The sequence below is a fragment of the Gordonia aquimaris genome (genome assembly GCF_026262595.1).
GTDB classification, from domain to species: domain Bacteria; phylum Actinomycetota; class Actinomycetes; order Mycobacteriales; family Mycobacteriaceae; genus Gordonia; species Gordonia tangerina.
Genome location: NZ_JAPKFM010000024.1, coordinates 85,054 through 96,404 on the forward strand (window position 1 = coordinate 85,054; position 11,351 = coordinate 96,404).

Annotated in this window: 11 protein-coding genes; 7 read left to right on the plus strand and 4 right to left on the minus strand. The window is 61.9% G+C overall.

Features of this window, described 5'->3' with window-relative positions; translation table 11 throughout:
- Positions 1-3: 3 nt before the first annotated feature.
- Positions 4-462, plus strand: coding sequence for a hypothetical protein (locus OSB52_RS19470; RefSeq protein ID WP_266063175.1), 459 nt, complete (start codon positions 4-6; stop codon positions 460-462).
- Between the two features lie 4 nt (positions 463-466).
- Here OSB52_RS19470 and OSB52_RS19475 read toward each other — a convergent pair whose 3' ends face one another.
- From OSB52_RS19475 to OSB52_RS19485, 3 genes are all read right to left on the minus strand, one after another.
- The gene (locus OSB52_RS19475) at positions 467-1,801 is read right to left on the minus strand and encodes a cytochrome P450 (RefSeq protein ID WP_266063176.1); all 1,335 of its coding nucleotides are present in this window, start codon (positions 1,799-1,801) and stop codon (positions 467-469) included.
- A gap of 23 nt (positions 1,802-1,824) precedes the next feature.
- Positions 1,825-2,817: a DUF6545 domain-containing protein gene (locus OSB52_RS19480; RefSeq protein WP_266063177.1), complete on the minus strand. Its 993-nt coding sequence runs from the start codon at positions 2,815-2,817 to the stop codon at positions 1,825-1,827.
- Between the two features lie 179 nt (positions 2,818-2,996).
- Entirely contained in the window at positions 2,997-3,596 is a 600-nt protein-coding gene (locus OSB52_RS19485) for a hypothetical protein (protein WP_266063178.1), read from the minus strand.
- Positions 3,597-3,801: 205 nt separating this feature from the next.
- Here OSB52_RS19485 and OSB52_RS19490 point away from each other — a divergent pair, with 205 nt between their 5' ends.
- The 6 genes from OSB52_RS19490 to OSB52_RS19515 all read left to right on the plus strand — a co-directional run bounded on the left by OSB52_RS19490 (position 3,802) and on the right by OSB52_RS19515 (position 10,610).
- Positions 3,802-4,191 carry a hypothetical protein gene (locus tag OSB52_RS19490; RefSeq protein WP_266063179.1) on the plus strand — a complete coding sequence of 130 codons (390 nt, stop codon included), beginning with the start codon at positions 3,802-3,804 and terminating at the stop codon, positions 4,189-4,191.
- A 3-nt stretch (positions 4,192-4,194) separates the two neighbouring features.
- Entirely contained in the window at positions 4,195-4,572 is a 378-nt protein-coding gene (locus OSB52_RS19495) for a MaoC/PaaZ C-terminal domain-containing protein (RefSeq protein ID WP_266063180.1), read from the plus strand.
- 556 nt (positions 4,573-5,128) lie between these two features.
- Complete coding sequence (locus OSB52_RS19500) at positions 5,129-7,183, plus strand: hypothetical protein (RefSeq protein ID WP_266063181.1); 2,055 nt, start codon at positions 5,129-5,131, stop codon at positions 7,181-7,183.
- A gap of 232 nt (positions 7,184-7,415) precedes the next feature.
- Positions 7,416-8,222, plus strand: coding sequence for a ParA family protein (locus OSB52_RS19505; RefSeq protein ID WP_266063182.1), 807 nt, complete (start codon positions 7,416-7,418; stop codon positions 8,220-8,222).
- 602 nt (positions 8,223-8,824) lie between these two features.
- Positions 8,825-9,703, plus strand: a complete 879-nt coding sequence (locus OSB52_RS19510) for a DUF2637 domain-containing protein (RefSeq protein WP_266063183.1) — start codon at positions 8,825-8,827, stop codon at positions 9,701-9,703.
- 268 nt (positions 9,704-9,971) lie between these two features.
- Complete coding sequence (locus OSB52_RS19515) at positions 9,972-10,610, plus strand: hypothetical protein (RefSeq protein WP_266063184.1); 639 nt, start codon at positions 9,972-9,974, stop codon at positions 10,608-10,610.
- 64 nt (positions 10,611-10,674) lie between these two features.
- On the opposite strand, the gene OSB52_RS19520 is transcribed toward OSB52_RS19515, so the two are convergent.
- On the minus strand, positions 10,675-11,351 hold a 677-nt coding region (locus OSB52_RS19520; protein WP_266063185.1), incomplete at its 5' end, for a double-stranded RNA binding motif domain-containing protein.

Sequence of the window (11,351 nt, forward strand, 5' to 3'; positions counted from 1 at the left end):
CGTATGACTGCACCCGACGATCAACCGTTAACCTTGCAGCACAAGCTGAATCGGCTCTTCGCCTACTTCCACTCAGCCACCGAGACCGAGCTAAGCAGCGGCGCACTTGCATTCTTGCTCGGCAACAAGCTCGGCCGCGAGATCTCAACGAGTGACATACTTTGCGCGCGATCTGGGTCTGGTTCACTGCCGGCTGACGTGTGCGACGCTGTGTGCTCGTTGATGGGTGTAGCTGACTTCTACCTCGCGCCGAGCCCCGACGACAAAACAGATTCACTCATCAAGCACGAAGATGCCCGTCTACATCTGTGGAGCGCTGCACGCGATCGTGGAGTCGAAGGCCTCATTGCGCGTAACGCCACCGAGGATGACCTGGAAGTGCTCATCGTTGCCGTCGAGCAGCTACCGCTGCTGGCGGACACGCCGACGCGCCCGCATCATCTTTCGGTAGTTGCTAACTGAGCATTCATCGCGGCGTGAACTCGATGGCAACCCGAGGCCGAAGCGTGAGGTTTTCGTCGACAGCAGGCGTCAGTGTGTTGTCTGCTGGCGCCATATTGAACGCCGAGGCCAGGTTTGCGAGCAGCAGTGTCGCCTCGTGTAGCGCGAATTGTCGGCCAATGCAGGCTCTTGGACCTGCCCCGAACGGTCGATAGACCGCATCCCTCGGGGTCTTACTGAGGAAGCGTTTGTGCTCGAACTGGGAGGCAGTTGGTCCCCACACCTCCTCATCTCTGTGAATCGACAACATCAGCAGGAAAACCCACTCGCCAGGCTCGAAGCGAACGCCACCTACCTCGGTCGTCTCACGCGCTGCTCGGAAGAAGCCCGGCGCTGTTGGCCAGAGTCGTAATGTCTCGGAGACGACGGCGCGAGTGATCTTGAGTCGTGCTACGTCGTCATAGCTCAAGATCGCTCCGTCGCTACACGACTCCTCACGCTCGGAGCGCAGAGCCTCGACGAGCTCGCTGTCTCGTGCGAGATAGAACAAAGCGAAAGCTAAGAGGTTGCCCGTGGTTTCATGGCCGGCGATGAGGAAGGTGATGATCTGATCGCGAATAGCACGGTCTGACAGCTGTTTGCTTTCCATCATGACTTCCAGCAAGTCGCGGGGCGAGTCGGCGGCGCCGCGGCGACGTCGGTCCATTACATCGGTGATGATTTGATGGAGGACTGCGACATCTCGATCGAACTGCGCGCGCTTCTTGCGCTCGATACCCGCACCAACCACGGGAATGGACGCGGACTGAGTGAACGCGAGGGCGCCCTTTAGGGCGTCAGCAAACTGATCGCTCAGGTCAGATTCCCAGAACGGAAAGCCAAACCCACACTTGCCGATCACGTCGAGAGCTGCCCGATTGGTGATCGTCTCCACGGAAGACTGATGGGGATGATCCTCGCCCAGCGCTTTCGTTAGTTCTTCGCTCGTGGCCAACATGTCGTCGTGATACCGACGCATGGCTTCCTGGGTGAATCCGGAAGCAAGTACTTCGTGGCCGGTTTGCCATTCGGCGCTGTCGTTGTCGGCCGTGAACAGGCCGTCGCCTGCAATATCCCGTAGGCGTTTGATCGGCCGCCCCGCGAATCTTTCCCACCGAGCTTCGTCGAGAGTCTGGCTGGCCAGCGCGGAACTTCCGACGAAGGTCAGGTCGCCGGCACCGATGATGCTTCGTCGGTATATCGGTCCAAGTCGCTTGAACTGCTCGAGTGTCTTCTGATTCGGCCGCAGGCTGTCGATACCTATCACGTCACCGATGAACGGAATCCTCCACGGCGGGTGTGGGATTGCCTGATCGGTCATGTGCGGACTGCCTTCCTGAAAGGTCAAAGGTGCGTGCTGGTCGTTGTTGACGTTCTGGTCGATGGTCGCCCAAGATGCGTCGGCTGGACACCTCGCCAGGCTCGCGCCACGTCATCTATCTGAGTATCGGACTTTAGCCATGCGGGAGCGCTCGCGTGGGATCGGGTACGTCCTGCGCGGAAGCGTTCAAGCGCTTCCTCTAGGAGTGCCGCTCGTCCCGTGGCGTCCTCTGGCCATGTTGCCCCATCGGGGAGCCAACCGGCCAACTCCACCACGCACTCGTCGATCTCAATTCGCATCCGATATGCCATCTCGGCGGGATGTACAAATGTGTGGGTCTCTACGAGTCGGTACTCCGGCAAAGCGCTGGTCAGCGACCTCCATAGCGGAGCAAGCAATCGAACCGACAACGAATCAGGGTCACGCCCGAACCTCACCTGGAAGGACGACACGATGTTCGGTATCCCGATGATTACGAGCACCGCAAGAATCGGCAGGAACAGTGCGTCGTTACTCCCTGAGCGGGCGTCGGTGAAGTCATTGTCGGCACCGAAAGCCAGGAACCAACCTGTGACCAGGCGATAAAGGTGGTCGAGCCAGCTGCTGGCAATGGCGACCAGGACGACCGCACCGAACAGGAGGCGCGGACGGGTAGACCGCTCGCGCAGCATGACAACCGCAGTGAATAGTGCGGGCAACTCGGCGATCGGGGTGGGCAATGAGTAGAGAGTCATGTACGCCGCGGTTCGCCATCCCTCCAGTTCTTCCACCGCGATCCCTTGGGACCGGGCAGGTGATGCAAGCAGCCAGAGCGCCGCTGCAATGACGAACGCGGCGGCGACCAACCAGTAAGGGAGGCGTCTAGACGGGAGTCGTCCGCGTTCCCACAGGAAACCAACGACAGCGAGCGCTGCCGCAGAGAGAAGCACAAACAGGTGGGTCAGCGAGCGGACATCTGTCAGCGTCACGCCGAGATCAGCAAGGACGCCCTGCACAGTGGCGTTGCGGAGCGCCACGACAACTAGTGACAGCCCGACCCAAACGTGCGCAGCTGTGTCGGCTGGGGTGGCATCTACCAGCACTAGTTGCCGGACCAGAACGACCCCGCCGACCCACACCACTAGTACTAGCGTCAACCACCCGGGGAGGCTGGAGGTCGCCTCGCGCTGCAGCAGCTCGCTCGCCGCAATGGCGATCACTGGCGGAGGCGCTCAACGAAGCCGGCGCCTTGGCGGCATGCCTTCGGTCCCTGGTCATCAGTGATGGAACCTCGCATACAGACCCCGATCTTGGTGCCCAAAATCTCTGCGGCGATCTCCTGTTGTGCCGAGTAGTAGGGATGCCTGCCGGATCGTCCGCGGCGGCTATTGCTGCGCTGAATGTGTTCTGTGGCCGAAGCCGCGGCCGAACGCGATCCCAGGACGTACTCGAGTGTTCCGATCTCCATAGACCCGATCAGAGCATTGGACGCTGCGCCGATTTCGATGCCATCAGCGACTTCGAGTCCGAGGTGCCCCTCCATGATGTGCCCGAACTCGTGGCCGGCTTGCATGCGCTGGTGGCGGTCCGACCTGTCGTTCTCGTAGAAAATGCGCAGTTCACTGGGTGTGCGAACGAGCAGAGTGCAACTGACGCGGCGGGCGGTAATGATCTCTGGCCATGGCTGGAACCGCACCGCGCGTTCAGCCTCTTGCTCGATCCACCATGCAATGTCGCTGACGCTCCAGGGCGGCGTCAGCGGCGCATACCGAATGAGGTCGTCGACATCCGAAATCTCCCGACCGAAGACTTTCATAGAGCGCACCTTTTCTGCGTACTGCCAAGCCAGCCATGGTTGCGGGCGTAGGCTACCGCATCCGCGACACGCCCAACGTGCGGACAATCACAGCAAGCAACCGGAGAGATCATCCCGACTACGCTCTGGCTAAACCTAAGGCAGCGTCTTGCCTAAGAAGCTGGTCAAGTGTATCGAAGTTCCTGCCCAGTTACTCTTGTCGGTCATGACTTCAACCCTGGAAGTAGGACTTACGTTCGTAGAACGTGGCATCGAGATCGATCGAACGAAACTCGATGAACTCAGTCAAGTCTTGGGAGCGCATGAATCCAGCGTCGTGGTACCAACGTTCGCCAACCTAATCCTGAGTGGCGTTGCTCGTCAGTTGGCGGACAGCGGCGCAGTGCCGCCACACGGTGTCGTTCATACAGCGGAGGCGACCACTGTGGAGCGGAATTTTACAGACTGCGCTCGACGAGTTGACGCAACGCTCGCCGTCACGAAGGTTCGAGACCGCGCGGGCGTAGTGCAGTTCGAGACCACCGGGACGATCACGGATGACGCCGGCACGGTCGCGGTGGTCGTCTCGACGCTGACCTATCGAGAAGGAGCCTGACCTATGACTTGGACCGCGTCAGAGATCATGACACGTGCCCGCGTGCAGCAGTACGGAAATCTCTCGGGAGACGACAACGCCATTCATACCGATCCCGACGCGGCCGCTGCCGCTGGCCTGCCTGCGCCGGTTGCGCACGGAATTCTCACGGTAGGCATCGTCCTGGCGCACGCGGCCGAGTGGCTAGGTGAGATCGGTGGCTATATCACGGGCTATGAAACACGCTTCACCGCTCCGGTCTACGTGTACGACGACCCTGTTCGGTTGGAAATATCGGCCGACGTCGCCTCCGCTGGGCGCCTGGATGTGTCGGTGGCGGCTATTCACGGTGGCGTCTCGAAAGTCGTTCTACGGCCTATGCGTGTGTACTTCGCGTCCTGAGGGCAAGCAGACGTCTGTAGACCGACCTCCGGTTAGCTATCCACCCGCGCCGACAAGCACGGCGAGTAGCAGCCGCCGCGTTTGACTACACTGCGACTACACGATGCCATCAAAATGTTTCATCTGTCGCGGCGTGTCGACGCGGGTTTCGCCATTCCTTAAAGAAAGAATGGACCTCATGGCGGGACGACCCAAGAAGGACCCCACAGGTGCAGCTCTCGTACCGATCACGCTTGCTGTCACACGTACGGCGAACAACGTGATTCGTGCAGAGGCTGCGGCACGGAACATGAGTCTCGTGGACTATCTGTGCGCCCTTGTCGCGGCCGATACCGGCCAACAGCTACCTGGTGTCCCCCCACTGCAGGAGGTGCTTGAACTACCTGACACCGCATAACTGAAATGACGAACGCCCCCAGGTTGCAGCCGAGGGGCGTTCGCTAAGTGTGAGGGGCGAGGCTGGAATCTCGCTCCCTGATCCCCGAAGGGACAGTCTGTGACGGACTGGTCTCAGGATAGCGTGCACCCTTTTGGTGGCGCCAGTTCTGATGAATGCGTGTCGGATCACGACTTGGTTACCGAGTCGCGGTGGTCCGAGATTTACCGGTTGCTGCCCGCACCTGGTGGTGAGGCGTTCGCGCTGGCGGGCACCGCGACGGCGAACAAGGCTCGGCGGGAGCGCAGCGGTAACCCGATTGAGCTGATCACTGAGGCCGAACGTGCCGGTGGTGGCAAGGCTATCTGGGCGGTTGTGGCCCCGATCCGCAGTGATCTGCTGGTCATCGACCTCGACCGGTGCGCGGAACAGGTGTGGCCGCGTCTTCGCGATGTGCTTGGCGACTATGCCGCGACCGCCGCCTACCTAGCCCGCTCCGGCAGCCCTGACTCCCTACACGTGATCCTCAGGTGCGCGTCTGCTGCCTCTGACCGAGGCATCCGCGAGTTCCTTGCTGAGCTGCGCCGCCAACTCAACCTGTCGGCTCGCCGCATCGACGTTCTGAACCCAGGACATCTGCTCCGTCTGCCGGGCAGCGCCTCGCTGAAGCCAGGCGGCAGCCACTGCACACCCGTTGACGACGACCTCGAGCCCATCACCGCCATTCAGGCCGCCACGAGGTTGCGGGCCGCCCTCGGCAGTGATGAACCAGGACCGGTGCAGGCGACGTTCGCCCGGCACGACGATGGGTGGTGCGTGCAACTCGCCGCCGAGGTGTACCGCCCCGGACTCGAGGTCGAGGTCCACCGTCGCGACGGTCAAGTCAAACGGGTGCGTATCGGCACGGTCGTTGCCCATGCCGGCGACAGTGTCCGGGCCGCGGTCACTGAGGACCTCAGCTCCCACTCCCCCACCCCCGGTCCGATGGTCGCGCTGTCGTCGGCCGCGCAGATGCACGAGCTCGCCCCCGACACTGACGGTGCGGGTGAGTTGCAGTGGCAGGCACCGCGCGCCTGGCGGCGTCGCACTCCTATCTCCGCGGAGCAGTGGCGAATCCTCAACGACACCGGAGGTGACGACCGCTCTGCGGCGGCGACGGCCGCCGCGTGGGTGTTGTGGGACGTCGGCCTACGCTCGTTCGCTGCTGTGCGATGGTTTTATGCGCACTGCCCTGCCTTCGCCAAGTTCCGCGACCGCGACACCGACCGCCGGCGCGCCCGGTCAGCATGTGCCGCGCACTGGCAGAGCATTGCTGACCGCGCCAGCACCTACCGGCCGCCCCTGGACCCCGCCGACCAAGCACTCGTCGACGACGCGCTCGCCGAGGTCGCCACCTGGGACGATCCCGACCTGGTCGCGGCCGCGGTCGCCGTCGTCACCCACCGGTTCACCGACGGCCACGGCCTCGTCGACCGCCCGATCGCCAAGCGCTGCCTTGCAACCTGGATGTCGGTCTGCGACAGCCGCGCGTTCGTCCACCTCCAACGCCTCCAAGAGCGTGGCCTGCTGATTCGGACCCGAGACTGGCGCGACGGACCAGCCAACGAAGCTGCCCTGTACTCGCTTCGAGTGCCAGATGACTTTTACCGGGGAGATGGTGCCCATGACGTCACAGACCCCCTGAGGCTCCACCCCCTCTGGGGGCAACTCGGGCACCCGGCCTACGCTCTCTGGTCCCTGCTGCGCACGTACCAGAGCCCCACCCCCACCACCGATCTGACGACTAAGTCCAGCCTCCCCCCTGGTGGGACGGGCTGGGGCGTGCTGGGTCTGCTCAACACCCTTGGTTCGCTTGGGCTGGTGACGCGGATAGGAACAGGAAAGGGAACGCGCTGGACAGTCGCCTCTGACCAGGCAGATCAGGACGCTGTCGACTCCGCGGCCACCTCCAGCGGCGCGTTCGAGCGAGCGAAACAACTCCGGGCGCGGATCGTGGGTGAACGCAAGGCCTACCACGCAGAAGGACCAGGTGAACGAGCACGAATGCGGACCGGGCTCAAAGTTCTACGAGACCGTCTGACCCACACGGATGTGGCTGGCCGGGCGCAAGGCAGCCTGTTCGCCACCGTGAGTGGCGGATGTGTTTCGGAGCAGGTTTCTACTGGGGCCGCGCTGCCCCAGGACGACCTCTCTCTGGGGCGACTTAGAGGAATCCCCATATGGGTACTTATATAACGCAATATTACATATACTACTCAGGCGCATATACCCATATGGGTGCTAAGATAACGTAATATGTTATGCGAATATGCTAGGATACGATATGTGAGGAAGTATGTGCTTACCTCACATATCCGAAGCTGTGCTGATGTCAGCTAGCTATACATGACAAGTAGGTATGCCCAATAGGGGAGCTACTGGCCCCTGACCTGCCATAACGACTCGCAATGACGGAGGGTGAAGGAACATGAAGGTGACAGCAGTCGCGAACCTGAAGGGGGGGGTGGGAAAGACCCTGGTAGTCGGAAACCTCGGACATGCGAACGTGGCGCAATCGGTTCCGACCCTACTTCTCGACCTCGACCCGCAAGGGAACCTCACGCAGCACTTCACCAGCTTCACACCAGACGATCCGCCAAACGTCAGCATGGCCGACGTCCTCGACCGTTCAAGCGACGCCACACTGGCTGACGCCATAGTCGAGACACGCCGAAGCGGACTCTTTCTGGTTCCCTCGGGATTCGACGAACTGCAGGCAGTCCAAGACACGCTAGTTGGAAGGCCGGGAGCCGAGTTCAGTGTGAAGAGAGCCCTCGACTCGCTGCCAGCAGGGCAGTTCGCCGCCGTAATGATCGATTGCCGGCCCGCTACTGATCTGGTAACGCGGAACGCGTTCATCGCCGCTGACCAGGTTCTCATCGTCCTGCAGCCCGAGGCAGACGCACTCCGCGGATTCGACTTCACCCTGGTGGCCATTGACGACCTGCAGAGGTACCTCGGCAAAGAGCTCCCAGTGGCGGGGTTTGTCGTCAACCAGGTCGACTACCGACGAAACGACCACAAGAAGCAACTCGAATGGATCAAGCAGCGATCCGCCGCCGACTCTATCCCGATCCTCGGTGATCCCATTCCCGTGAGTACCGACCTGTCAAAGCTCAACGCTGTGGGGATGGGAATCGACGAGATGAGCTCGCCGTCGATCAGACTTCGAACTCTAGCCGCCGGATTTCAAACCATAGTGAACGCGCTGAGAGAGGAGCAGTCAGCAGCATGAGTAACATTCCAGAGCCCAACCTGCCACCAGCCCGGCCACGCCGGAGCTCGTTCGCCACGGCCACCCCGGTCGCGACGACAGCGCCATCGAAGTCATCGCAGAAGGCGACGTCCGAGCCGAAGAAGATGGGGCAGCAGGGGAGCGAGGCCGCATCCTCGCGATCGCCGGAATCCAAGCCAACCCCGCCCCCCACGCGACAGGCGCACCGAGCGCCCGCTGAGAGGCCTGCCCCGGCCAGCCCCGTGTCACGGCCCTCCTCGGCCGCGAAGCGCAGTCCGGCATTCTCGCGCGACATTCTTTTGTCAGTCGCAGACGAGCAAAAGGCACGTCTGGAGAACACCGTGGCGTGGACGGCCCCGCGAACGGGAGTCAAAAGTCAGCAGGCATTCATCCGGTGGGGTATCGACGAACTCTGCTCACGACTGGAGCAGGAATACAACGACGGCAAGCCATTCGACCCGATCCCTGGACAAAACTCCGAATAAGGACACACCAATAACCCATAGTGCCCATAAGTACCCATATGGGTCACTGATTGAGGGGTCCTGGCGGTGATTGGTGCACCACCAGGACCGGCGACCAACAGAAGGAGCTGTTGATCTATGTCCGACCTTACTTCTCACAGCCGCGACCTGGATGAAGGTACGACGCACGCCGCCAGCGTGGCTACAGCGGTCATCCTGAGCCTTATCGTTGTGGGTGCCTCATTCACATTGAGCTTCAACGCGCTGGCCGATCTCGCGAAAATGTCAGGGGCTATTCCCGACTCCCTGTCCCCGCTGCTCCCCGTCGTCATTGATGTCTTCATCTTGCAGGCCACGTGGTGTGTCTACGTGGCAACCAGACGTCGTGACGACGTCGGCAAGCGCTACCACTTCACCATGCTCGCGGTCTTCTCGACGGTCAGCGTCGCTGGAAACGCAGGGCACGCATTCCTTGCGACCGGTGACCACGGCCTCACGCACGGACTAATGGCGGTCGCCATCGCTATGGTCGCACCGCTTGCTCTACTCGCGAGCATCCACGGGCTCGTCATGCACGTGTGGGCCGGCGGGCGAGTAGCCGTACCGTCGCGAACGGACCACGCTCACGCGCCAGTAGAAAATCGACCCGCGTCCTCGGACTGTGCACAAACCGACACCTCCGTTGGTGCACCCCATGCACAATCGCAGGTCAACCCGGCACTTACGCCGACGGCAGGCGCCTCGGACCAGTCACACACTCATGCGGGCGAGTTGGAGGTCGACGTCACCGATGACGACCTCCAACTCGCCCGACTCGTGCGCAGCAGAGGGCGGGTCCAGAGCGATGAGTCCACTGTTGCGCGCGTGCTTGTGCGTGAACGAAATGGCGCTCCGCGGGAGGAGACGGCAAGGATCATCGGCGTTCACAGGACTACCATCAGCCGCTGGATAGACATCGCGGACGAATGCCGATCCGCCTATCCAGCCCACGCTCAGTCACTCGTGGACGCTGGATGACGTGCGCTCACTGTGCGTGCAACCGCATCGTGACACCTGTGCGTGCGCAGTCTGTGGGAGAGTGCCATGCACACTCGGGCCGGATTCAGTAGGCGGGGTGCGTGCGGTCCCAGATTCCCTCCGGGCATACCCCGCCGGTGAACAGACTTCCCAAGTCCCATCGAACATGAGTTCGGTGGGACTTGGCGCGCGTCCGTGCTGAGATGTCAGTGACCCTGGATAGCGTAAAAGGCGCAAGGCGCCGTTTCGGCTTCGAACGGAGGACCGTGTGATACGCGGCAATCAACGTGACGATGTCGTGCTTCCGACTGCAGGGACCGCGACCGAGCACGCTCTCTACGCCGAGCTGCACGCTGCACGTGCCCGAATCGCCTCACTTGAGACAGCTCTGGAGACGCTGAATCGCTCGCTCGACCAGCTGGCCGTCTCCACGGACCGCGTCACCGATATTGCCGATCGCCTTTCCCGCGACAACGACGACCTTCGCGCAAGAGCGGCACGTCGCACGATGATCGAGTGGTTCAACGCCGCCATCGCCGGCCTGGCGGCACGCCAACAGCTGGCGTTCCAGGACAGCGTCATTCGGCTCGACGATCGCGCTGCCGCCTATCACCGCGGCCAGGGAACCGCCATTGCCGAGCGGATACGGTCACTGGTTGTCGGCGCCGAAACATGCCGCCGAGATCTGAGCGACCTGAGTGTGTGGATTCGGTCCGAGCAGTCGGACTGGAAACAGCGCCTCGTCGACCCTACTGTTGCGAGCCCGGTCAATCCTGCACAACCACACACCCGTGACGGATGGATCGCCGAAGTGGGCACCCACATACATTGCCTCGACGAACTGGTTGCCCTGACGAAAAGAACGCCGGGCGTACCTGCTCCGGCCAGCCTAACTACCAAGCGTTAACAGCCACAGCCGCCGAACTCTTCTACTTAGACCCGCGGGAATGGGTCTGTCGCAGGGTGACCGATCAGTTTTCGTTCTGTTCGGCTTTGGTGAAGAGGACGTATTGGGCGGCGGTTTGCTGGTAGGCGTCTTGCTTGTTGTTGGAGTGGATTTCGGCGACGTAGCGGCCGAGTTTCACGTGGCAGGTGTAGGTGGTGTTCTCGGAGTCGCCGGTGATGGAGCATTCTGCGTCCGGCAGGCCGGGGGGCGCTCCGATGTCTTGGCTGTCGGTGCGTCGGTAGCTGTTCATCAGGGTGGTGGCTTGGTCGTCGCTGGCGGCGCGGTAGACGACGGAGCGTTCGACGGCGTTGGCGGTGGATCCGGCTTCGTTGAGGTTGTTGAAGGTGCCGACGGGATCGCCGGAGAAGTGCGCCATACCGCGTGGCCCGTAAACCGCCCGCATGCTTTGCGGGGTCAGACCGGTTTTGCCGTTGTCCATCTCTTCATCGGTGTAGGGCAGCGTGTAGATGAGGACGTGGTCCTGGTCGACGATGGGACGGGTTGGGCCGGTGATACCGCGGGCGGCAGCTTCCTCTTTGGTGGGGGTGCCGGGGAACTGGTCGATCAACGCGGTCTGCAGTGAGATTGCTTTGCGCACTGTCGGTTCCAGCTTGTCCTGCTGTGTGGTGGTTGTTTCGTACCACTCGTAGATCACGTAGCTGTTGTGCGGCGTGAACGTCATGAGCTGCTGGGTGTCGTCGG